The 23,834-nt window shown below is 41.1% G+C and carries 19 protein-coding genes and 6 tRNA genes; 8 read left to right on the plus strand and 17 right to left on the minus strand.

Translation table 11 applies throughout. The annotated features are described in order from the left end of the window. Positions 1–41 precede the first annotated feature (41 nt). From F902_RS19135 to F902_RS19160, 6 genes are all read right to left on the minus strand, one after another. Positions 42–2,093 carry a M13 family metallopeptidase gene (locus F902_RS19135; RefSeq protein WP_005206044.1) on the minus strand — a complete coding sequence of 684 codons (2,052 nt, stop codon included), beginning with the start codon at positions 2,091–2,093 and terminating at the stop codon, positions 42–44. A gap of 218 nt (positions 2,094–2,311) precedes the next feature. Next, the gene (sbmA, locus tag F902_RS19140; protein ID WP_005206046.1) at positions 2,312–3,505 is read right to left on the minus strand and encodes a peptide antibiotic transporter SbmA; all 1,194 of its coding nucleotides are present in this window, start codon (positions 3,503–3,505) and stop codon (positions 2,312–2,314) included. Between the two features lie 227 nt (positions 3,506–3,732). Beyond that, positions 3,733–4,713 (minus strand): patatin-like phospholipase family protein, encoded by a 981-nt coding sequence (locus F902_RS19145; protein ID WP_005206048.1) that lies wholly within the window; start codon positions 4,711–4,713, stop codon positions 3,733–3,735. Positions 4,714–4,873: 160 nt separating this feature from the next. Next, positions 4,874–6,355, minus strand: coding sequence for an alanine/glycine:cation symporter family protein (locus tag F902_RS19150; RefSeq protein WP_005206050.1), 1,482 nt, complete (start codon positions 6,353–6,355; stop codon positions 4,874–4,876). Between the two features lie 94 nt (positions 6,356–6,449). Then, complete coding sequence (gltS, locus tag F902_RS19155) at positions 6,450–7,685, minus strand: sodium/glutamate symporter (RefSeq protein WP_004652335.1); 1,236 nt, start codon at positions 7,683–7,685, stop codon at positions 6,450–6,452. Between the two features lie 189 nt (positions 7,686–7,874). Then, a complete protein-coding gene (locus tag F902_RS19160; protein WP_005206052.1) occupies positions 7,875–9,224 on the minus strand; it encodes a DcaP family trimeric outer membrane transporter in 1,350 nt (449 codons plus the stop codon). A gap of 424 nt (positions 9,225–9,648) precedes the next feature. Here F902_RS19160 and F902_RS19165 point away from each other — a divergent pair, with 424 nt between their 5' ends. Beyond that, positions 9,649–10,353, plus strand: a complete 705-nt coding sequence (locus tag F902_RS19165; RefSeq protein WP_005206053.1) for a nitroreductase — start codon at positions 9,649–9,651, stop codon at positions 10,351–10,353. Positions 10,354–10,373: 20 nt separating this feature from the next. Here F902_RS19165 and F902_RS19170 read toward each other — a convergent pair whose 3' ends face one another. Beyond that, positions 10,374–11,588, minus strand: a complete 1,215-nt coding sequence (locus F902_RS19170) for a multidrug effflux MFS transporter (protein ID WP_005206054.1) — start codon at positions 11,586–11,588, stop codon at positions 10,374–10,376. 107 nt (positions 11,589–11,695) lie between these two features. Between F902_RS19170 and yccS the strand changes: the two genes are divergently transcribed. The 4 genes from yccS to F902_RS19190 all read left to right on the plus strand — a co-directional run bounded on the left by yccS (position 11,696) and on the right by F902_RS19190 (position 18,162). Continuing rightward, positions 11,696–13,870 (plus strand): YccS family putative transporter, encoded by a 2,175-nt coding sequence (gene yccS, locus F902_RS19175; protein ID WP_005206055.1) that lies wholly within the window; start codon positions 11,696–11,698, stop codon positions 13,868–13,870. A gap of 106 nt (positions 13,871–13,976) precedes the next feature. Beyond that, positions 13,977–14,558, plus strand: coding sequence for a YcxB family protein (locus tag F902_RS19180; RefSeq protein ID WP_004802952.1), 582 nt, complete (start codon positions 13,977–13,979; stop codon positions 14,556–14,558). A gap of 163 nt (positions 14,559–14,721) precedes the next feature. Then, positions 14,722–17,256, plus strand: a complete 2,535-nt coding sequence (locus F902_RS19185) for a PepSY domain-containing protein (protein ID WP_005206056.1) — start codon at positions 14,722–14,724, stop codon at positions 17,254–17,256. 120 nt (positions 17,257–17,376) lie between these two features. Beyond that, positions 17,377–18,162 (plus strand): YdcF family protein, encoded by a 786-nt coding sequence (locus F902_RS19190; RefSeq protein ID WP_004802948.1) that lies wholly within the window; start codon positions 17,377–17,379, stop codon positions 18,160–18,162. A 20-nt stretch (positions 18,163–18,182) separates the two neighbouring features. On the opposite strand, the gene F902_RS19195 is transcribed toward F902_RS19190, so the two are convergent. The 9 genes from F902_RS19195 to F902_RS19235 all read right to left on the minus strand — a co-directional run bounded on the left by F902_RS19195 (position 18,183) and on the right by F902_RS19235 (position 20,834). Further along, positions 18,183–18,665 (minus strand): DUF2750 domain-containing protein, encoded by a 483-nt coding sequence (locus F902_RS19195; RefSeq protein WP_004802944.1) that lies wholly within the window; start codon positions 18,663–18,665, stop codon positions 18,183–18,185. A gap of 89 nt (positions 18,666–18,754) precedes the next feature. Beyond that, positions 18,755–18,830: transfer RNA gene (locus F902_RS19200), tRNA-Val, on the minus strand. A 139-nt stretch (positions 18,831–18,969) separates the two neighbouring features. Further along, positions 18,970–19,046 (minus strand) — tRNA-Asp (locus tag F902_RS19205). Between the two features lie 39 nt (positions 19,047–19,085). Next, positions 19,086–19,161: transfer RNA gene (locus F902_RS19210), tRNA-Val, on the minus strand. A 92-nt stretch (positions 19,162–19,253) separates the two neighbouring features. Further along, a tRNA-Asp gene (locus tag F902_RS19215) sits at positions 19,254–19,330 on the minus strand. A 43-nt stretch (positions 19,331–19,373) separates the two neighbouring features. Further along, positions 19,374–19,450: transfer RNA gene (locus F902_RS19220), tRNA-Asp, on the minus strand. 23 nt (positions 19,451–19,473) lie between these two features. Next, a tRNA-Val gene (locus F902_RS19225) sits at positions 19,474–19,549 on the minus strand. 163 nt (positions 19,550–19,712) lie between these two features. After that, a complete protein-coding gene (gene elsL / locus F902_RS19230) occupies positions 19,713–20,222 on the minus strand; it encodes a cell wall-recycling L,D-carboxypeptidase ElsL (protein ID WP_004802943.1) in 510 nt (169 codons plus the stop codon). A 246-nt stretch (positions 20,223–20,468) separates the two neighbouring features. Beyond that, positions 20,469–20,834, minus strand: coding sequence for a YbaN family protein (locus tag F902_RS19235; protein ID WP_004802942.1), 366 nt, complete (start codon positions 20,832–20,834; stop codon positions 20,469–20,471). Between the two features lie 100 nt (positions 20,835–20,934). On the opposite strand from F902_RS19235, the gene F902_RS19240 reads away from it, so the two are divergent. The 3 genes from F902_RS19240 (at position 20,935) to dapE (ending at position 23,314) form a co-directional block, all read left to right on the plus strand. Continuing rightward, the gene (locus F902_RS19240) at positions 20,935–21,792 is read left to right on the plus strand and encodes a DUF1853 family protein (RefSeq protein ID WP_004802940.1); all 858 of its coding nucleotides are present in this window, start codon (positions 20,935–20,937) and stop codon (positions 21,790–21,792) included. 121 nt (positions 21,793–21,913) lie between these two features. Further along, positions 21,914–22,057, plus strand: a complete 144-nt coding sequence (locus F902_RS19245; RefSeq protein WP_016541456.1) for an entericidin A/B family lipoprotein — start codon at positions 21,914–21,916, stop codon at positions 22,055–22,057. Between the two features lie 123 nt (positions 22,058–22,180). Next, on the plus strand, positions 22,181–23,314 hold the full coding sequence (gene dapE / locus F902_RS19250; RefSeq protein ID WP_005206058.1) for a succinyl-diaminopimelate desuccinylase: 1,134 nt from the start codon (positions 22,181–22,183) through the stop codon (positions 23,312–23,314). A 51-nt stretch (positions 23,315–23,365) separates the two neighbouring features. Here dapE and F902_RS19255 read toward each other — a convergent pair whose 3' ends face one another. Then, positions 23,366–23,821 carry a hypothetical protein gene (locus F902_RS19255; RefSeq protein ID WP_005206060.1) on the minus strand — a complete coding sequence of 152 codons (456 nt, stop codon included), beginning with the start codon at positions 23,819–23,821 and terminating at the stop codon, positions 23,366–23,368. Positions 23,822–23,834: the final 13 nt, after the last annotated feature.

A 23,834-nucleotide genomic window follows, 5' to 3' on the forward strand; every position in this document is an offset into this window, starting at 1 on the left:
TAAAAAACCTGCTTGATGCAGGTTTTTTATTGAATCTTGAATTACCAGATACTGACCCGTTTTTCAGGCGCTAAATACATTTTATCTCCCGCTTTGATCTTGAAAGCATCATAGAACGGCGCTTGATTGACTAAAGCACCATTGGCGCGAACTTTATCTGGTGCGTGTGGGTCGGTTTTTAAATACACAATCGCTTGTGCTTGACGGGTTTTGGCACGCCAAACTTGCGTCCAGCCCATATAGAAACGCTGCTCACCCGTACGCCCCTCGATCACAGGCGCAGGTTTGCCTGCTAACGAAATTTGATACGCTTTATAAGCAATCGATAGACCCGAATTATCGGCAATATTTTCACCCAAGGTCAGTTCACCATTGACGTGATAGCCTGCAATCGGCTCATAGGCATTATATTGCGCAACCAAAGCCTGTGTTTTGGCTTTAAACTTCTGATGATCTTGCTTGGTCCACCAATTACGCATATTGCCCAATTCATCAAACTGACTGCCCTGATCATCGAAACCATGACTGATCTCATGCCCGATCACACTGCCAATCCCGCCATAGTTCACTGCATCATCCGCATCGATATTAAAGAATGGCGGTTGCAAAATCGCAGCTGGGAATACAATTTCATTTGAGGATGGATTGTAATAAGCATTTACGGTTTGAGGGGTCATAAACCACTCATCACGATCCACAGGTTTACCGAGCTTATCTAAATCATCTTGATGTTCAAATTCTCTGGCCCGAATCACGTTACCAATCAAATCACCATCTTTAATGTCCAGTGCTGAATAATCACGCCATTTCTTTGGATAACCGACTTTAATCGATAAGCTGGCTAATTTCTTTTTAGCCTGGACTTTAGTTTCAGGGCTCATCCAATCCAACTGGCTAATGCTTTGATCATAAGCCTGTATCAAGTTTTGAACCAATCTATCCATGCGTTGTTTTTTCTCTGCAGAGAAATGTTTTTCCACATAGATTTTGCCCAGACCATCGCCCAACACAGCATTCACGGTTTGTACACCACGCTTCCATCGAACTTCTTGTTCTGCAACATCGCGCAAGGTTTTACCATAAAATTCAAAACTTTCATCCACAAACGCCTTATTTAAGAATGGCGCAAAATTACTGATCAAATTCCATTTAAAATAAGCTTTCCATACATTTAAAGGGGTTTTATTGATCACAGGATCAAGTGCTTTGAAATAACTTAATTGATGAACTTGGATGGTCTGGATTTTATCCTTGACGCCAACTGTATTGAGATAATTATCCCAATCAAAGCTACGACTCAACTTATTTAAATCTTTAAGTGAGTAAATATTGTAGCGCTTAGATAAATCACGATTTTGTACATTGCTCCATTGGATCTTTGCCAAGTCTGTTTCGAGCTTGAGAATGTCTTTTGCGTGCTGAGCCGCTTGCTGATCACCTGACAGTTGTAGCATGCGTTCAATATGCTTGAGATATTTGGCACGCGTTTCAACAAACTTCTGATCATCTTTTAAATAATAATCTCGATCTGGTAAACCCAGTCGACGCTGTGCCAAACCGGCAATCATCACATCAGAGCGTTTCATATCTTGATCAATACCGATATCAAACGGCGTTCTAACTCCGATACGAGAGAAATGCCCCATTAATTGAGCAAGGTCTTGTTTATTTTGAATCGCATCCACACCTGCCAATTCTTGCTTTAATGGTGTAATTCCCTGCGCTTCAATTGTTTTTTCATCCATAAAGCTGGCATATAGGCTGGAAACTTTTTGTTCAACCGTTCCTGTTGCCCATTTTTGGGCAGTCAGCGCTCCAACAATAGCATGTAACTGATTGGTGGATAGCTCATGTAATTCGTTGAATGCGCCCCAACGTGATTTATCTGCTGGAATCTCAGTATCTTTTAACCATGTGCCATTTACATAGTTATAAAAATCATCATTGGCAGACACGCTTTGGTCGATATACTGTTGGTCTATGCCTGAAACTTTTTGTGTTGGGGAGGATTGAATTGCTTGATCTGCCCATACAGTTGCAGTAAAGGCAGTCAGTGCAAGCGCCAATGCACTTTTGAGCAATATAGGTTTCATGATTTATCCTATTTATTTAGGTTTTAAGCGATACAAGAGAGAAATGAAAGATCATTAATTTTATCAAGCGACTATAGTGAAGTACTTGGATCAAATAAAGTCATTTTCGTTGCAATATATATTCACTTTTCACATAAAAACCACAAACTCCCTAAAACCTTTGGCAATAAAAAAGCCTTAGCATCGAGCCAAGGCTTTCTTAATCTAAACTGTTCAAACTAATCTAATATTTTTTCAAAAGCTTTAAGACGTTTATGAATCGATAGTAACTCGATGATGGTTTTCCATGAACTAATCAGATATTGGAAAGAATCTCGAACATTACTAAAAACATTCGAGATCTGTTGAAATAAACCAAGGGTTAACAAACCTGCCGAAATAGATGGGAATAAGACAACCAATTTATACAAAATATCAAGTTGCCCATACCAGTTTGCAGTCAAGTTAAAATAAGAATAATGAAAGTATAGGCGAAAGTAGTTTTTTCTTACCCCATTAAATAACTCTTTTAACTTTGCAGGTTGAGCATACTCAATATGATCTTCACCATAAACCAATTCTTTACGGTAAGCAGCCTCGACTTTCTGATTATTAAATTGTAGACCTGGCAATTTTATCCCAACAACCATTAAAAGTATGGTACCAAAGACGGCCCATAACACAGCAGCCCATACTAATGAATATTTAACCTCGCCAAAAATAGGTAATGCAGGTACATGATTTGATAAGATAAAAAGTAATGGTAAAAATGCAATAAGCGTCATAATCGCTTTAATAAACTCTACACCCAAGTCCTCAACAATCGTTGCAAAACGCATAGTATCTTCTTGCACACGTTGTGAAGCACCTTCGATATGTCTCAATTTTTCCCAATTCTCGACATAATATTCATTCATCGCTGTACGCCAACGGAAAACATAATGACTGGTAAAAAAGACATTGATCGTTCCCAAGGTCACATACACCATAGCAATCCATAAAAAAACCGTCAATTCATTATAAAGATCCATAATATTCCCTCCTTTTGCAGAGAGCATACTTTGAACTAAATCCCAAAATGGTACATACCATGCATTAATCGCAACATTCGCTTGTACGGCAAACCAGATATTAAAGATGATAAAGGCGGATCCCCAAATCGACCAAGGTTGCCATTTATTGGCTGAAAATATCCGCCAAAAACCAGCAAATAGTGCTGTTGCGGTAATAAACCAAGAATAGAACCAAAGCGAAGAAGGTGCCCAAAAACGACTAACTCCAATTGGCAACTCTGCATTGGCATAACCTTTGGCAAAACCAAGATATTCGCCCCAACTATGCCCACCGGTGTACCACAGCAACATATTGAGGGATAACCATACGATGACAGAAATAAAAAACAAGCGTGGGTTGGGAAAGAAAGATTTAAACATCTGTTTAACAATCCTTGTTAGGTAGCGACTCATTTGACTAGGTCATCCTATGACCTAAAACTTAAAACTGTCTGATAAAAAAGTTTAATGATTTGTAGTTATTTACCTGTTTTTTCGCCTTTTTAATAGCTTTTTGTAGATGATTTACAATTTGTTTTTGCCCGAATATAAGTTTAGTAAATGGACTCAAGCACTTAAGTCCATCACAACATTCATAAAATAAAGCCTTAACGTGGCGCTGAGGTACTCATTTTTAAGGCAATATCTTGTTGCTCACTTTGCGTTGGGAAGCTTTTGCTTTGAATTGCCCATTGAATTTCGGCGAGTTTTTCATTGGCGGCATCTACACCTGCCTGCATGGTCATCTCACGACCTTTGACATCAAAGATATGTGCTTTTTCACGCAGATCAGGCTGAATTACAATATCAGCCTCTTTAAGTTCCTCTTCTGCCAAACGTCCTTGCATGATATTGATATTCTGATTGAACAAGCCCCAGACATTGCTGGTTTCAGTATGAATCGGTTGTGCCAAGATATCCACGGCGATGACCACATCTGCACCCAGTTCACGTGCAACCTGCACAGGTACAGGGCTGACTAAACCACCATCAACATACTCAACATCATGAATTTTAGTCGGTACAAACATACTTGGAATGGATGCAGAAGCCCGCACTGCCTGCCCGGTATTACCATAATTAAAGACGGTTCGGGTGCCATCTTTTAATTCAGTTGCCACCACATACATTGGGATTTTCATCTTTTCTAATGGCAGGTTATGCACTTGCTCATTGATATAGTCTTCCACTTTTTTACCGTCAAAAAAGCCCTTTAGACTGACATTGACTTCGCGCACATCATTGGCTTTGAGTTTTAACGCAATATCGCGTAATTCGGCAGGACTTTTACCACTGGCATAGATTGAACCAACAATACTGCCTGCACTGGTCCCCACAATAAAATCTGGACGAATGCCTTGCTGCTCTAAGACTTCAATCACACCAATATGGGCATAACCACGCGCGCCACCACTGCCCAACACCAATGCAATCACAGGACGCTTTTGCTGCTGTTTGATAGCATTAAAGGGTTGGCTTACAGCTTGAGCTTGGGCATCTTCAATGACAGGTTTTAAATGTGAGGTACTTTGGCAACCAGCCAAAATTGCCATTGAAAGACCCAACATCCATAATTTAAGCTGTTTCATACGCCGCGATTGCCATATTAACCATATCTCAGATCCGAATTTTAGCGTTTAGCACATCTAAAAACTGTAGCAATTTTTTGTATTTGTCATCAAAAAGACATAAAAAAAAAAGCTCCTCGAAAGGAGCCTTTTTTATGATTTTAGTTTTGCTTTAGATGCATTACCAAATATCAGAATCAACTTTTTTCTTTAATTCTGGATAGTTATCAATCTTAAACTCAGGCTCTTTAATACCTCGTTTAAGTTGAGAGGTGTAGTCTTTCAACAATGTACGTGCCATAGGGGTTAACAACAAGATTGCAATCAAGTTAATCGTTGCCATGATCCCCATGAACAAGTCCGCCATTGACCAAACCAATGGCACACTACCAATCGCACCGAAATACACCATTACCAATACAAAGATTCGGAAGATGAACATCACTTTCGGATTGTTATTGATAAACTGCACATTACTTTCTGCATAGGCATAATTACCAAGTACAGCGGAATAACAGAATAAGAATAACAGCACCGCAAGGAAGTCAGCACCCCAGTGTCCGACTTGAGTCTCTAAAGCACGCTGTGTCAGCTCTACCCCGACAAAGCCCGCATCGTGATAAACACCCGATACCAAGATAATGATCGCAGTACTGGTACACACAATGAACGTATCAACGAATACACCAAGCATTTGCACCAAGCCTTGGTTCACTGGATGTTTCACATCCGATGCTGCTGCAGCGTTTGGTGCAGAACCCATACCCGCTTCGTTAGAGAACAAGCCACGCTTGATCCCTTGCATCATTGCCATCGAAATCATGGCACCGAAGAAACCACCCGCTGCTGCATTAAACTGGAATGCTTCAGTGAAGATCAGTTTGAAGATCCCTGGTAGAAGTTCGTAATTGCTGATCGCAATATACATCGCCACAGCAAGGTAAAGACCTGCTTTGAGTGGTACAAACATTTCTGCAAATTTGGCGATACGTTTAATACCACCGAAAATCGCTAACGCAACCATAACAACCAGTGCAAGGCCTACCCATGAAATTTCGAGATCAACACCACCTAAGTGGGCAACCAGATTGGCTTTGTCCCAACCCCATGCATGTGAAGATGCATTGGCAATCGCATTGATTTGAACTGAGTTGAATACAAAACCATAGGTAAAGATTAGTGCAAGTGCGAAGATCACACCAAAGGTTTTACTGCGTAAGCCTTGCGTAATATAGTAGGCTGGTCCACCGCGGAATTGCTTACTATTGCTATCTCGTACCTTAAATAACTGAGCAAGCGAAGACTCAATAAAAGCCGAGCTCATCCCCAACAATGCAGTAAACCACATCCAGAACACCGCACCTGGTCCACCAATCGCAATCGCGATCGCCACACCTGCAATGTTACCTACCCCAACACGACTGGCTAAGCCCGTTACAAATGCTTGGAAAGGTGTCAATCCGTGTGAATCTTTTTCTTCACCTTTAGTACGACTGCCCTTCATCACCTTGATACTGTGGAAGAACATTCTGATTTGGACAGCTTTCGTTGCAATGGTATAAAAAATACCGACTGCAAGCAGGAAAACAACGAGAAAGTCCCATAAAGGATCATTGAAAAAACTTACCCAAGCCATCAGGGTGTCATTTAATTTTTCATTCATCACTTATTCGCTTTTAAATATTTTATGTACGTCCGTACATATACGATAACAATGGATGAATCAAAAAAGCCCCGCTTGGGGCTTTTGATCCGACTTAGGCAAAGAATTTCAAAATTAATTGAATTACTGTTGCGTTAATTAAATCAACGAAGAACGCACCACAAAGCGGAACAATCAAGAAGGCTTTATGAGATGGTCCATACATATTGGTAATCGCTTGCATGTTTGCAACCGCAGTTGGTGTTGCCCCCATACCAAAACCACAGTGACCTGCTGCCAATACCGCTGCATCGTAGTTTTTACCCATGACGCGGAAGGTAATGAACGCAGCATATAATGCCATCGTAATGGTTTGCGCACCTAAAATAACGACAAGCGGGCCAGCCAAATCTGCCAACTGCCACAATTTCAATGAAAGCAATGCCATTGCAAGATAGAGCGATAATGATGCATTACCAAACACATCAATTGCACGGTCAAAGATATCTACTTTTAATACGCTTTCTAAGACATTACGTAAGATCACACCACCGCCAAGCGCCCAAACGAAAGTTGGTAACTCGAACCAAGTGCCCTTACTGAAACCTGTCATGAATTCTGCAAATGCCAAACACGCAGCAAACATACCCAAAGTCGTAATCGCATTATCAGCCGTAATTAAACGAACCTGATGTGGATTTTCAAATGGTGCCAGCTCGTCAGGATGTTGATCTAAATGCGTATCGCGATTTTTGATTTCAGCTGGGGTCTGTGCTTGAGCAAGGCTATAACGGTTAATCAACAACTTCGCCAATGGACCACCGATAATACCACCGATAATCAGACCGAAAGTTGCACTCGCCATACCTAAAGCCAACGCACCTTGAATCCCATGCTGAGTCTCAAGAATTTCACCCCATGCACCTGCAGTACCATGACCACCAGTCAATGTGATTGAACCTGCAATCAAACCCACCAAAGGATCAATACCTAGCATGGTTGCAAGGCTCATGCCGACAGCGTTCTGTACCACAATAAAAGAGGCGACACAGACCAGGAAGATCACTAAACCAATACCGCCTTCTTTGAGCTTCATGAAGTTAGCACTTAAGCCAATCGAAGCGAAGAAGATCAACATAAAACTGGTTTGTAATTCACTACTAAAAACAATACTGTAACCCCAAAGTGAGTGTACAAGTAGTGAAAGTACCGCTGCAACCAAACCACCAGCCACAGGCTCAGGAATGTTATAGCGTTTTAAGAAGTCAATTTTATTAACGAGCAAACGTCCTAATAACAAGACGATGACCGCCGAAATTAGGGTATAGAAACCATTAAAAGTAAATTCCATATCTTCTTCCGTTTATTTTATTCGCTCTAGCGATGATTTTTTCACCACTTTGGAACGCATAAAATAGTAACTCTCAAAATGAGTGAAAACTCAATCAACTTAATAAAAAGCATACAGTTCTAAGCAAGAACTGAGGCCTGTTTCATTGATCAGTTTTCACGGATGATTTACACCTACAGGATAGATGGCTTAGAAGTTATAGCGAGCCATGGCCCCTACACGATTATCCTTACCTTTTTGTCCATCAAAGGTCTTACGTTCGCCGTAGACATACTCTAGACCAAACGTAATCGGTGTGACTGGTGAATACATGATATTCCACCAACCTTGTTGCAAGGTTTTGTTCTGCGCAGCATCTTTTGCAATCACCGCTTGTTTAGCAAAGTCATTGCTATCATCAGCAAACATTGCACCATAAGCCAAAGTACTACGTAATTTAGGATTAATTTGATAAGTCGCACCGAGTGTCAGCGCATCAAACTCATTCAAATTTAAACCGAAATTATTTGGATTTACGTTATAAGCATTGTTGGTATACAACAAGAATTTGCTGTCACCCTTCACATGCGAGTAATCAATCATCGCCTGCAACGCATCGCTGAACTTATATTTTGCACCAACCGCAACACCCCAGCCTAATTCAGCGTCATTGGCACTGAGCTGTTTGTCATTATTGTAAGCAGCTTTACTGCGGGCTTCGGTAAGTAACACACGTGCAGAACTTGTGCCCTGACCTTCAGCAAAATCATATTTTAATTTTGAAGTTAAAGCAGGCGCTCGGTTATCGTCATTGCCTTTTTCTAAGGCAACAAAATAATGTGTATTTGGATTAAATGCACCGCTATAACGCACCATTGGTGTACGGTAAGTACCAATCCCCAGTGGTGAGTTAAAATCTAGCATTTCTGGCTGTAAATCTGTTGCCAAGAACGTCGATGTGGTTTGACCAAATAACCAGTCATTAAAGGTCATATACGCATGACGGATACGAATGGTGTCATTGTTACTGCCACCACGGAAGTCAACTTCTAATTTACCACCGACTTCAGCACCTTCCACAGGTGCTTTAAAATCCAGCCCTAAGCGGGTAACTGTTGCCGTGCTATAGAAGCGATCGCTATTCTTTTCAGCGCCTTCTAAATCCACTTTATTGATGCGGTTAAAGATCCCGTCACCACCTTTGGCTTGATAAGAAGCATCACCACGCAAGAAACCATGTAATTTAACTTCTGCACCAGAAGCAGTGTTAAATACCAATTGTGATTTCTTTGGAACCGCAGGTGCAACCGCTGCATTTGCAGGGTGATCTGGATGTGTTTCCTTAAAATTAGAATGTTCCTTTACTTGAGCAAGGTCATTTTGTTGTTTTGCTTGGGGAACATATTGCTGTAATAACGCTTTTAATTCCTTCACTTCATCACGAAGTTGCTGAATCTGTTCTTGCTCACTAGCAGCATGCGTGTTGTTCATCATTAAGGCTGCAACTGTAAGTGCTAAACCCTGCATGATAAACGGCTTACGGATGAGAGATAAACTCATGAGAAGCTCCTTGTATATGGTGTATATTTCAACATTTCCCACAGACGTAAAATTGGATAAATTCAATACATCTGTAAATAGAAAATTCCCCCTCACCCAATCAGTAAGGAAAGCCTAATCAATTTTTAAAAAGGGCGTATTATGCATAAATTTCGGATATTGTGTGTACTTTTTATTTAAGGAGTTTTGCCCATTTTCATGGCAATAAAAAAATAATTTTTCGATTTCATTATGTTACTAATAGTTTTCTTTTTCACACAAACGGCACAAAACTTTAAAAATGAGTAACAAGCCACATTAATTCTTTGTCTTTTATGGTTGTTTTTTATACTCAATAAAAATTTCCTGTGAAAATGATCACTAAAGTTTATTTATTGATTTATAGTCTGCGGATACGACAAAACCAATATGATCAGGAGTTTTTATGAACACGGAACAAGTCCGCTATGTAGATGAAGCGATTACGTCTCGCCATTCAGTCCGTGCATTTTTAGACACCCCGATTGAGACGCAAACCATTAAAGATATTTTGGCAGTTGCCAGTCGTGCACCTTCAGGGACCAATGTCCAACCATGGAAAGTTTATGTGGTGACAGGACAAAAACGTGCAGAAATGATTGACCGTGTTTGTCATGCTCAAATTGAATTACTGCAAAAACCCGAACTGGCAGCGCAGTATCAAGAAACCTTTGCCTACTACCCTGCAACGTGGATTTCTCCGTTTATTGATCGTCGCCGCGCCAACGGTTGGGGATTGTATGGCTTACTGGGTATTCAAAAAGGCGAAAAAGAAAAAATGGCCGCACAGCAATTGCGTAACTTTCAATTATTCGATGCCCCTGTTGCTTTATATTTTACCGTGAATAAAGTCATGGGCATCGGCTCCAAAATGGATATTGCCATGATGATTCAAAATGTCATGGTCGCTGCTAAAGCACGTGGCTTAGACACTTGCCCACAGGCGGCATGGAATCATTTCCACCCAATCGTACTGGATATTTTGGGCGCGCCAGAAGATGAAGAACTGGTTTGTGCCGTGGCTTTAGGTCATGCTGACCCTGAGCATATTGTGAATACCTTTATTACGCCGCGTGAACCTGTTGAAAACTTCACGGTGTTTTTAGACTAAACCTGTAAATAAAGCAGTCTCTAAGCTGAGAGACTGCTTTGCTGTTTTCCAACTTTTAAAATGGCAAACAGTCCTGCACTGGTAAACAGTAACATCATGATGCCCATGTTCAAAGATGCCTTCCATACCAAGAAATTCAAGATAATTCCCGCCAGCAAACCACAGGCAAATTGCATACTGCCCATAATGGCACTGGCCGTACCTGCACGAGCCCCTTGCTGAGACATCGCCAAAGCCATGGCATTCGGCCCTGTTAAACCAATTCCTGATACCACCAAGAATAAGCCTGACATTAGCAGAAATAGCGGTGCATCCGCCATCAATCCAGCAGTCAGTACAATCAATGCCCCAAAACATTGGATTAAACCACCCAAACGTAGGCGTTGGAAAATTCCCATGCGAGTATTCAAATGTTTATTCAGCGAAGACATCAACATGATCCCTGCGGCATTTAAGGCAAAAGCATAGGAGAAATGCTGCTGCGACAATCCATATTGCCCCATAAACACTTCTGAAGCTGAGCTGATATAGCAAAACAAAGCTGCGCCAGTTAAGCAGCCCGCAAACATTGGTACTCTAAAGCTCTCATCTTTGAGAATAGCTGCATAGAGTGTGGTGACTTGATAAGCCGATAATTTTAAACGGCGTTCAACAGGCAGTGACTCTTTAAAGAAGAAATGTACACAGAGCCAACACACGACCCCAATCATCGACAAGACGATAAAAATTGCCTGCCAAGGGAAGAAGGTCAAAATCCATGCCCCAAAGATGGGTGCAAGAATCGGAGCCAGCCCCATCACAATCATCATGCTGGAAAATGCCTGTGCAGACCCCTGCATATCCAGACGGTCACGAATGGTCGCCCGTGCCATCACCACACCGACACACCCTCCCAAGGCCTGGAAAATACGTGCGGCGATTAAGGCCCACTCATTGCTTGCAAACACACAGGCCAAACTGGCAATTGCATACAATGCCAAGCCAAAATATAATGGCTTTTTACGTCCAATACGGTCACTGACAGGCCCATAAATCAACTGTCCAATCGCCAATCCCAAAAAATAAGCGGGTAAGGTATTGGCAACCATTTGTGTACTGACCCCGAACTCATCTGCCATTTGCGGCAAAGCGGGTAAATACATATCGATCGACAACGGCCCTAATGCGGTTAACAAAGCAAGCAACAAAATCCATGCTGTTGAATATTGACGCTGATTGGTTTGCTCTGCCTGCATAATGCTCTACTTTTCATGTTAATCACCATTCTAAGCTTAGCATCCTCAACATATTTGTGCATAATAAGAATCAGAAAATTGATTGCAGAATACAAAAAGGACAAACTTTGAATCCTTGGTTCGGACGTTTAAGACAAGCAACCTATAACACCACGTTTATGTATAACGTGCGTATGTTAATCGCCTTTACGGGGACTGCTTTTGTTCCCTATCTTTTAGATTATCAATTGGCAACGATTCCCTTAACACTCGGTGTCGTTGCCGCGGCCATTAGTGATATTGATGACCGCTTTTCTGTGCGCATCATGAACCTGATTTATACCTATATCGGGTTCTTCATTACAGCGGCTTCGGTTCAACTGTTATTCCCCTATCCAATCGCCTTTGCAATTGGATTAATCGCCTCTTGTATCGGCTGGATCTTATTGGGTTCTTTAGGTCGTCGCTATGCCACCATTGCCTATGGTTGTCTGGTCATTTCGGTCTATTCCATGTTGGGCGTACATTTATTTGAACAATGGTATCTGCAACCTGCTCTGCTTGTTGTCGGTGCGGCTTGGTATGGTTTACTTTCTACTATCAGCTTTCTATTGTTCCCTGTACGTAAAGTTCAAGATCAACTGGCTGCGTCCTATACTGCCTTAGGGAGTTTCTTATTCGCAAAATCAAACTTATTTGATGTGGATATGACCCCCTCTAGCTATCAACAAAGCATGATTGATATCGCCATGGAAAATGGCAAGTTGGTCGCGATCTTTAACGATATGCGGATGTCGCTGTTGACACGGTTAAAAGGTGACCGTGGACAAAAAGGAACTCGACGCAGTCTGCAATACTATTTTGTCGCTCAAGATATTCATGAGCGCGCCGATTCAGCACATATCGACTATCAAAAACTGGCCAAAGTGTTTCAACATAGTGATATTTTATTTCGCTTCCAAAGGATTTTATCTATTCAAGGCAAAGCCTGTCAGGATTTGGCTCAATCTATTTTAAGTCGTACCCGTTATGTGCATAACAAGCGCTTTAAGCATAGTTTTGAGAACTTGCGTCTATCATTAGAGAAACTGCGCAAAGATGGACACTATGATCAAGTCAGAATTAATGCCTTATTTGCACTTTATCAAAACCTCAAATCGATTGATGCACAATTACAAAACCTAGAAACAGAACGAAACCTGCAAAAGATCAATGCACAGCATACCGAAAGCCAGTTAAAAGATGATGATCTAAAAGGCTGGAATGACATCATGGTACGAGTGAAACAACATCTCACACCTGAGTCGGTATTGTTCCGTCATGCGGTACGTTTGTCGATCGTATTGTTTATTGGCTATCTATTTATTCAGCTTACTAATATTGCATATGGTTACTGGATTCTGCTCACCGCATTATTTGTATGCCAACCCAACTTCAATGCCACTAAACGACGTTTATATTTACGTATCGTCGGAACATTGGTCGGTATTATCGTTGGACTTGCCATCATCTATTTTATTCCTTCAATCGAAGGTCAATTGGTGATGTTGATTCTGAGCGGTGTGCTGTTTCTGGAGCTGCGTAGTAAGCAATATGCGCAAGCCACTGCATTCATTACCATCCTTGCGTTAATCAACTTTAATCTGGATGGCTCTGCATTCGCAGCGGGTCTACCCCGTTTTATTGATACTGTGATTGGATGTGCTTTGGCATGGTTTGGTGTCAGTTTTATTTGGCCAGACTGGAAGTTCCGCAGATTACCGCGCTCAATTCAGCGCTCTCTACAGGCACAATGTAAATATCTTGCCGAGGTGGTGGAACAATATCATCAGGGTCGTAATAATGCCTTGAATTATCGTGTAGTTCGACGTGCCGCACACAATACCGATGCTGAAGTGGCTTCCCTGATTTCCACTATTGCAACTGAACCGAATATTGATGTGAATCAAAAAAGTTTAGCGTTTGAGTTTTTATGCCTGAGCCATACTTTTTTAAGCTACATCGCAGCATTAGGTGCGCATCGAGAGCAAATCCAAGATCAGGAAGTATTAGGCTTACTCGATCAGGCTTTAGATGATATTCAAGGGGCACTCCTCAGAGATGAAGTTCCTGATTTATCAGCACAAAATCTGATGCAAACCATTCGTGACCGTCTCAGCCGCAATGAAGATAATGATCCAAAATCGCTGATCATTTTGCAGCAGCTTTCACTCATGCTCAGTGTGTTAACACGCTTAAGTATGCTGAAACAAAGTCTGAGCCATGAACCGAATGAAGATGGTACCGAATTTGCTTCACTTTAATGGCTGTTGTGATTGCAATAGCCTCCCATGATTCGCCATTGGCATAATATCTTTGCATGCTAATAGATGTTAAACTAAACCCAGTTATATACTCATTTTTTATACTATGACCGCCAAAACGCTATACGCTTATACGCTACAACCTGTTCCTTACGAAGTTTCTGAAGCTGAACAACGTCAAGCTCAACTGATGATTTGGCGTAGTACCAACAAATTCAGCCGCAAAGCATGGATGATTATGATTGCACTGGTTGTGCTCTCATTGGTTGCTGCAGGACTTATTAAATATTATTCAACCTACTCAACTGTGATTTGTTGGGTCGTGATTGTGAGTGTGGTGCTGTTCTATTTGATCAAACGTTTTGGTCTGGAGTGGTACGTTAAACGCAAGATGACTGAATTCCCTGTACAGGAAATTAAAGGTCTACGTTTAGGCGTACAACCACACGGTATCGTGATGCGCCAAAAAATGGGTCTGCAAGAAGGTACTGCAACCATTGGTTGGAAAGACATTTACGAATGGTATAGTTCACCTGACTTTATTTTGGTGAACTTCAAGGTAAAAACAAAAGGCGAAGAACAACAAGGTGCCTATATTTTACCAAAGCGTATGGACTCGAAAAATTTCTCGTTCAATACCGTACGTAGACACCTCAATGAAACAGTTGGTGCACCTAAATCAATTTAAGTTTTAGTCTCTGACGTAAAAGACCTCCCTACATGGGAGGTTTTTTAATACCCACTAAATAAATGAGAATCAAAATCAATATTACCTGCAAAATCCATATTATGTACTTATTCTTAGGTTATAATTTTTTACATGAATTTCATTATCTTTCCATTTTTTGACCATGTTTAAAAAAGTTTTCTTCCAAATCCATTGGTTTTTAGGGATTACCGCGGGACTCATTCTCTCTTTAATGGGAGTCACTGGTGCAATCTACTCATACGAACCACAGATTCTAAAATGGATCAACCAAGACAGTTATGTGGTAGAGGTTGCTCAAACACCAAAACTCACCCCTGCCGAGCTGTATCAACATTTCAATCAACAACAACCCGAGATTGAAATTAACAGCATCACCATCGCTACTGATCCAACCGAATCGTCAACTGTCAATATTAAAAAAGAAGGTGCGCGTCGTGGTTATAACATGATGGTAAACCCCTATACAGCGGCAGTCTTACCTGAAGTTAAAGGTCGCGATACACTGCAATTTATTCAGCGTTTACACCGTAATTTAACCGCTGGTGAGTTTGGCGCACAGATTACTGGGGCATCGACCCTGATGCTGATTTTCTTTGTATTAAGTGGCATCTATCTACGCTTTCCAAAGAAACATAGCTTTAAACAATGGTTGTTTATTAAACCTAAACTAAAAGGTCGTAATTTTATTTGGGATCTACATGCAGTGGTGGGAACCTGGGTGGTTGTGTTCTACCTACTGTTTGCATGTACAGGTTTATATTGGTCTTATGACTGGTGGCGTGCTGGCATGTTCAAAGTCATGGGCGTTGAACAACCACAACGTAATCAACAAAATGAACGTGGTAAAGATAAACAACCAGAGCTAGAAAAAACGCAGATCAATACCATTCTGACGCAAACATGGACAGGCGTAAATGCACAGATTGGCCGTGAATATTCTAGCCTCACCTTAAATATTCCTAAACGTGATGATGCCAAGGTTGAACTTTCATTTGTCGATGCTATTCCACAACATGAGCGTGCACGCAACCAAGCGGTTTATAACTATCAAAACAATAAATTCGAAAAATTCGAACTCTATGAAGATAAAAAGCTCAATGAAAAAATCATGAGCAGCATGCTGCCGGTACACCGCGGTAGCTTCTTTGGTTCAACCTATCAATTTATTGCCATGTTGGCTTCATTAGCAATGCCACTGTTCTTTGTAACGGGTTGGATGCTGTATCTAAAACGTCGTAAACAGAAGAAATTAACTCAAGCGGCACGTCAGTCACTCAGTGCACAGCCGATTGATCCAAATGCCAAGCCTTGGCTGATTACTTATGCAACGCAAACTGGTGTGGCTGAACAATTGGCTTGGCGTACTGCGACCAGCTTGCAAGAAGCACAACAGCCAACTACGGTTAAACCAATTCAGCAACTGACTGAGCAAGACCTGCAACACGCAGCACAGGTTTTATTTGTGATCAGTACCTATGGTACAGGTGAGGCACCTGATCTTGCCGCAAGTTTCAGCAAGAAACTGATGCAACAACAGCTTGATCTTGGCCAAATGCAATATGCTGTACTGGCACTGGGTTCAAAAGAATACCCTGACAGCTATTGCAGCTTCGGCTATGCAGTAGATGCATGGTTAAAACAATGCAAAGCACAGCCGCTGTTTGACTTGATTGAAGTGGATAATGCCAATAGCAACGATATTCAACGTTGGAATCAGGGCTTGTCTGCGGTAACCCAGCATGAACTACATGCGATGAATATTGAGAAAGTATTTGATCAATGGACGCTAAGCGAACGCACCCTACTCAACCCAGATAGCTTAGGGCAGGCAGCTTATAATATCGAGCTGACCTCAGCATCTGACATAACATGGCATGCGGGTGATATTGCAGAAATTCAACCTGCCAACAGTTTGACTGATATTCAGAATTTCTTGATCAAGTATCAAACCCCTGCACATAGTATCGTTGAATCATTGAAGCAAAATATTGAACATGCACTGTGGAATAAAAATCTGCGGGTTGAGATCCAGCCGTTTGGTACGCTTGAAGACTTACTGGAACAGTTACCCACCCTACCCGCACGTGAATATTCGATTGCCAGTATTCCATCTCAACAAGTACTAAGACTAGTGGTTCGCCAAAAACGTGATGAAAATGATCAACTCGGTCTTGGTTCTGGCTGGTTAACCGAATTTGCGCAACCCAAACAAAACATCGCCCTGCGTATTCGAACCAATGAATCATTCCATTTAATTGATGACAACCGCCCAATTATCTGTATTGGTAATGGTACTGGTATCGCAGGTCTCATGAGCTTGTTACAGCAACGTAATCGCCAAAATTACACGGCCAACTGGCTGATCTTTGGTGAACGTCAACGCGAACATGATTTCTTCTATCAAGAAACCATTCAAGCCTGGTTAAACATGGGAACACTACAGCGTCTGGATTTGGCTTTTTCTCGTGATCAAGAACAACGTGTCTATGTGCAGGATATATTACGCAACAATGCAGATGAACTGATCAAATGGGTTGAGCAAGGTGCGGTGATTTATGTCTGTGGTAGCATTGAAGGTATGGCTTCTGGTGTCGATCAGGCATTGATGGAAATTCTTAGCGAAGAAAAACTGGATGAGTTAAGACAAGCTGGTCGTTATCGCCGAGACGTTTATTAATTCTTCTCTATAAAAAAAACGAGTGCTAGCCACTCGTTTTTTTATAAGACAATAAGAGGATTTGCCTTTCTCTGAATTTTGCATACACTTAGCACGGTTCAAATCGACACAATTAAGATTATGCAAATAAGTTCATGGGTTCGTATTATTTTAGCCCTTATCGGTTCAGTTCTGTTCTTAGATGGCGCAATTCTGATCGCTTTTAAAAAGATTCATATCGGAACCGTACTGCCGCTGCTACTTGGACTATTTTTCTGTCTCTATGCTTATTTCTATTATCATATTGAACGTTTCTTTTTCTATCATTTCCGCTTGCATTCAATCTGGCGCTTTGGCTGGCTCTGTTTCTGGATTTGGTTAGTTAGCTTAGGCTATTTCTTTGATTATCTGTCCGATAACAATGATAAAACTCAACATATCCCTGCGGTTAAAGCGATTATCGTACTAGGTAGTGGTGTAGAGAAAGGACAACCATCTGCAACACTCGCAAAACGTTTAGACCGTGCCGCCCCAATTGCTTTAGCTCAGCCTCAAGCAAAATTAGTCATGACAGGTGGTATTGATTTTGGTGAAACTGATAGCGAAGCCGTGGTGATGTCACGTTACGTACAACAACACTATCACATTCCTGCATCACAAATCATTTTGGAAGATAAAAGCACCAGCACTGAGCTAAATCTTAAAAATAGCCAACAGCTCTTGCAGGCACAACAGATTAGCATTCAACAACCAATTGCAATTGTGACCAGTGACTTTCATACCTTGCGTGCTGCTGCCATTGCTAAGAAACAAGGCTATACGGATATTACCCTACTCGGTGCGACTACACCTCTAAGCACACGCTACAATGCATGGTTAAGAGAATACTTTGCCTATGCGAGTGGTTGGATCTTAAATGAGTATTGATTGAGAGATTACCCTCTCAATTAGGATGAAGCTGAGTTATGCAACCGAATATCACGTGGTAAAGGTAGTTTTAACTCAGCAAAGACATCTGGACGTTGTAAATATATTTGGTATAAAAAATTCTTAATATCCAATAACAAAGAATCAGGGGAAACCAATAAATTGTTTCCCTCTGGGGTTAAATCTAGAGATAAGATCGTATTATTTTCTTTTAAAAATGGAATCAATTTTTCAATAAAAGCCAGTAATGGTACTTCCTGAATTTCGTATTGCGCCCAATTGTCTTTAATCAGCAGTTTTGCCAAACTTTTATTCTGCCACACGGATAATGCATGCTGTCCAGATGGTGTTGAGCATAAGGCCCAACCATCGTGATACAGTGCAATCACATGACGTTGCATAACAATATTTTGAATGAACTGACGGTAAGCGTCTTTGAGTGAAGAACCAGAAGGTGTAGTTTGAGATTTCGACGCAGCCTTGCGTTGATAAGGGTTTCTCATAAAGTACTTCAATATTAGAATCATTATTGACGCTAATCATAGAATAACTTTGTATGGATTACAATGATATGAGATTTAGGGAAGATATATGGTGGGCGCTGACGGGATCGAACCGCCGACATTCTGCTTGTAAGGCAGACGCTCTACCAACTGAGCTAAGCGCCCTGAGCGAGGATAAACAAAGCAAAGCTTTGTCTGAGCGCAAGAGAAAAATCCTTGATTTTTCTAATGGCATCTCGAATCAGAGATCAAGTATAAAGATACTTGTTAAAACTAACATTCTCTTAAATTGATATCAAGAGAATGGCGCAGCGGACGGGGCTCGAACCCGCGACCCTCGGCGTGACAGGCCGATATTCTAACCAACTGAACTACCGCTGCACTGTATTACTTCTATTGAGAAGTAAATGTCACAAATTATGGTGGGCGCTGACGGGATCGAACCGCCGACATTCTGCTTGTAAGGCAGACGCTCTACCAACTGAGCTAAGCGCCCTAAGGAATAAAAACTGATTAACTATCAATCTTTATGACGCAAGATAAAATTATCATCTTGTATCCCAAGGTGTTCATTCTTGCAAATTTAAGTGGCGCAGCGGACGGGGCTCGAACCCGCGACCCTCGGCGTGACAGGCCGATATTCTAACCAACTGAACTACCGCTGCACGATAATTTTGCAATCATGACAAACAATTATTAAAACTTAAGTGGCGCAGCGGACGGGGCTCGAACCCGCGACCCTCGGCGTGACAGGCCGATATTCTAACCAACTGAACTACCGCTGCACTTGAGTTTTAACGTAAAGGCTTGGTGGGCGCTGACGGGATCGAACCGCCGACATTCTGCTTGTAAGGCAGACGCTCTACCAACTGAGCTAAGCGCCCTTAACGTCTTCATCGTTTGTGAGGTGCATTATAGAGAATCTTTACAGCCTGTCAAACGCTTTTGCCACTCTTTTCCGAAAAAACCGTACGAATGATTAAAAAATAAGTCATTCCATCAAAAAAATGATATTTTCGTATTTTATTTAAGCACTTATTTGCATTTTCACGCTTTATTTTCTAAGGCTTGTTCAGAAATATAAACCACAGCTTGCTCAGAAACGAGTTCAAACAGTTCAAGAATTTCATCATTCTTCATACGAATGCAACCATGTGACATTGGAATGCCCATCGGTTCTGTATCAGGAGTACCATGAATATAGATATAACGCTTAAAGGTATCGTGCCCTTCCCCATGGTTAAAGCCTTCTTCTAAACCATCCAACCATAAAATACGCGACAATATCCAATCTCGTTGTGGAAATTGTTGCGCTAATTGCTGGTCATACACTTCACCCGTGGGTTGGCGTGCAATAAATACGGCATTTTTAGGTGCATCACCACCAATCTTTTGAGCAACCTGATGCCAACCTCTTGGCGTCTTGCCACTATTTTCTTGCTCACCAATACCGTTCTTACCAGAAGAGATCACATAGAATTTATTATGTTTTGGCAAACTTAAGGTCTGTTGTGCCAAGTCAATGACAATGTCTGCCTGATCTAAGGTGTAGCTCATTTTTATCTCGATAACTGATAGAACATCTTTATTTCAACATAGACTATCGGCTTTTTCTTGTACTTTTCAGTAGTTTTAATTATCTGTTGGTTTTAAATATAAAAAACAAAACAGCATGATTTATCTTTGAGATAAGCTAAAAGCAGTGCTTTAAGTTTATTTATCCTCGCCACTCACAGCATATGAGCCATATTTGGCGCAAGGTCTTGCGCATGAGGAATATATTCCGCAAGAGCGTTGCTTTTCTTAACGCTGCTCAGGCTCGGGGCGTAACCACAGCCACACAGCCACGATAAACATAGTGACATCGGTAAAAACTTTTACCCAAAATGGCGCATTAGTAAATAGCATTAAGATACCGCTGATCAACATCATGATACTGGCAATCCATTTCGCCTTGCGCGGAACTGTGCCATGCTCACGCCAATTTCGTAAGGTCGGTCCATACTTCGGATGATTCAATAACCATGCATCCATTTCAGGCCAGCCTTTTGAAGCAGCCCATGCTGCTAAAATCAGAAAGACAGTGGTTGGCATCCCCGGTAGAATTGCCCCAATAATTCCTAACGTAATAAAAATCACGACTAAACTACGCCAGAATAATGTTTTCATTGAGCAATTAACCAACACCGATTTACAACCGTGCTAGTATAAAGTGTTTTTATCGTTCTTTCTTAAACTTCACTTATTATTTCAATGATTGAGTTAATTCATGCCTAACCTGATTACCACTTCCAGTTATTTTGAACCGTGGTTACAGTTTAATAACCCAATCGTACGACATTTAGCATTTTGTATTGCCAGCCCGAGTATATTGGCTCAGATTCCCAATGAGCTTAATGTAAAACATCATTTTGAGCTTCATCATGATTCGATTTGGCTCACTCATTATCAAAACTATGAACAGCGATTAAAGCAGCTCGATCAACAGCCTCAGCCACTGATTGATTTTCTGGCACAACTCAAAAGTACCCGTCTCGGTTTACGTTTTGAGAATTTACTCTGGTTCTGGTTATTGGATGATGACTATCATCCCTACCAACTGTTGGGACATAGTATTCAAAAAATTGCAGGTGCAGTCACCTTAGGTGAACTCGATTTTGTTGTACTCAATACACGAACAAATGAAATTGAACATTGGGAAGTCGCCTTAAAATATTATCTGGGTGAAAACGAATTAGATTTAGCACAATGGTACGGCCTAAACCGCGAAGATACCTTGCACCGAAAGTTAAAACATTTTACTGAACGTCAATTTCAGTTTTCAGAAGCCAATCTGTATCAAATTCAAAGAAAGTTTGCAGTGATGAAAGGCCAACTCTATCTACCCCAAGAGCAAAATAACTTAAATCTACCGTCTTGGATCAATACATCACGACGTTTAGGGCATTGGGGAACCCAGATCCCACAAACGCCCTATTACCGCCTACAACGGCATGAATGGCTTTGCCCTGATTTAGAGCCTTCATCACAAACTGCAGTCTGGTGGAGCAATGGTTTGTATTATCAGGATCAGCCAACACATTCTTATTATATGTTTCGCCAACCTTCACTTTTATTTATGAAATAAAGTGAATTATTATTCTACAAATTAACATTTTATAACATATCTACCATCAAACCCACATGGTCATTTTCTGTTAACTTTTTTAGCCTCTTAAGTACATCATAATTAAATTGAAATGGAGACGATGATGAAAAAAATTTTAGTTGCTTCAATCATGACTGCTTTTGTTTTAACTGGCTGTAATACATTTAAAGGTATTGGTAAAGATGTGTCTAAGGCAGGTGATAAAGTCACACAAACTGCGGAGAAAACACAAGATAAAATGTAATCCCTGAAAGCAACTTACCAAAACCTTATCTAAACCTAGATAAGGTTTATTTTCCCATACCTTTCTGCTGCATATTCCCCTATTATATCGGTTCACATTTCACCAGATTTAGCTACATCTCGCATGAACCATTCCGATACGCTTGAACTTAGTTTACAACTCCTTCGCCAACCTTCTGTCACACCTGTTGACCATGATTGCCAAAATATCATGGCTGAACGCTTATCGAAGATTGGCTTTAATATCGAAAACATGCGTTTTGAAGATGTTGATAATTTATGGGCACGCCGCGGTACTGAAAATCCAGTATTCTGTTTTGCAGGACATACCGATGTTGTACCCACAGGTCATTTAGACGCATGGAATTCAGATCCATTTTTACCAAGTATTCGTGATGGTAAGTTATATGGGCGTGGTTCTGCGGACATGAAGACCGCATTGGCTGCGATGGTGGTTGCTTCTGAACGTTTTGTTGCAAAACATCCAAATCATAAAGGTTCTATTGCCTTCCTGATTACTTCAGACGAAGAAGGTCCATCAATTAACGGTACAGTTAAAGTCGTTGAAACATTAGAAGCGCGTAATGAAAAAATGACGTGGTGCTTAGTTGGCGAACCATCAAGCACAAATCAACTGGGCGATATCGTCAAGAATGGCCGTCGTGGCTCTCTAAATGCTGTACTGACTGTTCATGGCAAGCAAGGTCATGTTGCCTATCCACATCTCGCTGAGAATCCAATTCATTCTGCTTCTAAAGCCATCAATGAATTGTGCGAAACAGTTTGGGACAACGGCAATGAATACTTTCCTGCAACCTCATTCCAGATTTCAAATATCCAAGCAGGTACTGGCGCAACCAATGTGATTCCAGGCACATTAAAAGTGACCTTTAACTTCCGTTACTCGACTGAAGTCACGGCCGATATCCTGAAACAGCGTGTGCTTGAGACTTTAGATCAACATAAGCTCAATTACGACATTCAATGGACTTTATCAGGCTTGCCTTTCCTTACCCCAGTCGGTGAGTTAGTCAATGCTGCAAAAACCGCGATTAAAAATGTCACAGGTGTCGATACCGTGCTTTCAACCAGTGGCGGTACTTCAGATGGTCGCTTTATTGCCCCTACAGGTGCACAAGTACTTGAACTCGGTGTGTTGAATGCAACCATTCACCAGATTAATGAGCATGTCAATGTGGCTGAGCTTGAACCATTGGCTGAAATCTATGAACAGATTTTAATCGAGTTGCTTGCCTAAAAAAATAAAAACAGATCAATAAAAAAGGAACTCAAATGAGTTCCTTTTTTATTACAACCCAAGCTGGGTTTGTATATTTTGCAAATGAGGAACATAGAATTCATGCTCTCCCATTTTTACATATTTAAAGACTTTGTCGTCATCGGTTTCGCGCTCTTCATCCACAATCTCTGAAATACGCACACGAATCGATTCAGGCATTTCATCGCAGACCAAAGCAAATCGTTCAGAAACGTCATCCCCTTCAATCACCAATGCAACGCCTTGTTTCTGCTTCGGATCATTCACAGCATAGACTGGAAGTTTTAAATCATGCCATTCGATATGATCAACATTGGTTTGGGTATCCATTGCTGATAACACAATATTTTGTGGTAACAGCATCGGTACTTTTTGATGACATTGAATAATATATGCATCAATAAATCCGGTTGAGACCGTAATTAAATGTTGTAACTCTTGCTGGTCAATCTGTCCCAGTGCTGAGTTTGCGCTTTTCTTAGCCATTATTTTTCACCTC

Origin of the sequence: Acinetobacter higginsii (genome assembly GCF_000369525.1) — a bacterium.
Lineage (GTDB): Bacteria > Pseudomonadota > Gammaproteobacteria > Pseudomonadales > Moraxellaceae > Acinetobacter > Acinetobacter higginsii.

What these genes read in the sequence shown, in the direction of transcription:
- F902_RS19135 (WP_005206044.1), bottom strand. Translation starts at nt 2,093, where the DNA reads ATGAAACCTATATTGCTCAAAAGTGCATTGGCGCTTGCACTGACTGCC.
- sbmA (WP_005206046.1), bottom strand. Translation starts at nt 3,505, where the DNA reads ATGTTTAAATCTTTCTTTCCCAACCCACGCTTGTTTTTTATTTCTGTC.
- F902_RS19145 (WP_005206048.1), bottom strand. Translation starts at nt 4,713, where the DNA reads ATGAAACAGCTTAAATTATGGATGTTGGGTCTTTCAATGGCAATTTTG.
- F902_RS19150 (WP_005206050.1), bottom strand. Translation starts at nt 6,355, where the DNA reads ATGAATGAAAAATTAAATGACACCCTGATGGCTTGGGTAAGTTTTTTC.
- gltS (WP_004652335.1), bottom strand. Translation starts at nt 7,685, where the DNA reads ATGGAATTTACTTTTAATGGTTTCTATACCCTAATTTCGGCGGTCATC.
- F902_RS19160 (WP_005206052.1), bottom strand. Translation starts at nt 9,224, where the DNA reads ATGAGTTTATCTCTCATCCGTAAGCCGTTTATCATGCAGGGTTTAGCA.
- F902_RS19165 (WP_005206053.1), top strand. Translation starts at nt 9,649, where the DNA reads ATGAACACGGAACAAGTCCGCTATGTAGATGAAGCGATTACGTCTCGC.
- F902_RS19170 (WP_005206054.1), bottom strand. Translation starts at nt 11,588, where the DNA reads ATGCAGGCAGAGCAAACCAATCAGCGTCAATATTCAACAGCATGGATT.
- F902_RS19180 (WP_004802952.1), top strand. Translation starts at nt 13,977, where the DNA reads ATGACCGCCAAAACGCTATACGCTTATACGCTACAACCTGTTCCTTAC.
- F902_RS19185 (WP_005206056.1), top strand. Translation starts at nt 14,722, where the DNA reads ATGTTTAAAAAAGTTTTCTTCCAAATCCATTGGTTTTTAGGGATTACC.
- F902_RS19190 (WP_004802948.1), top strand. Translation starts at nt 17,377, where the DNA reads ATGCAAATAAGTTCATGGGTTCGTATTATTTTAGCCCTTATCGGTTCA.
- F902_RS19195 (WP_004802944.1), bottom strand. Translation starts at nt 18,665, where the DNA reads ATGAGAAACCCTTATCAACGCAAGGCTGCGTCGAAATCTCAAACTACA.
- elsL (WP_004802943.1), bottom strand. Translation starts at nt 20,222, where the DNA reads ATGAGCTACACCTTAGATCAGGCAGACATTGTCATTGACTTGGCACAA.
- F902_RS19235 (WP_004802942.1), bottom strand. Translation starts at nt 20,834, where the DNA reads ATGAAAACATTATTCTGGCGTAGTTTAGTCGTGATTTTTATTACGTTA.
- F902_RS19240 (WP_004802940.1), top strand. Translation starts at nt 20,935, where the DNA reads ATGCCTAACCTGATTACCACTTCCAGTTATTTTGAACCGTGGTTACAG.
- F902_RS19245 (WP_016541456.1), top strand. Translation starts at nt 21,914, where the DNA reads ATGATGAAAAAAATTTTAGTTGCTTCAATCATGACTGCTTTTGTTTTA.
- dapE (WP_005206058.1), top strand. Translation starts at nt 22,181, where the DNA reads ATGAACCATTCCGATACGCTTGAACTTAGTTTACAACTCCTTCGCCAA.
- F902_RS19255 (WP_005206060.1), bottom strand. Translation starts at nt 23,821, where the DNA reads ATGGCTAAGAAAAGCGCAAACTCAGCACTGGGACAGATTGACCAGCAA.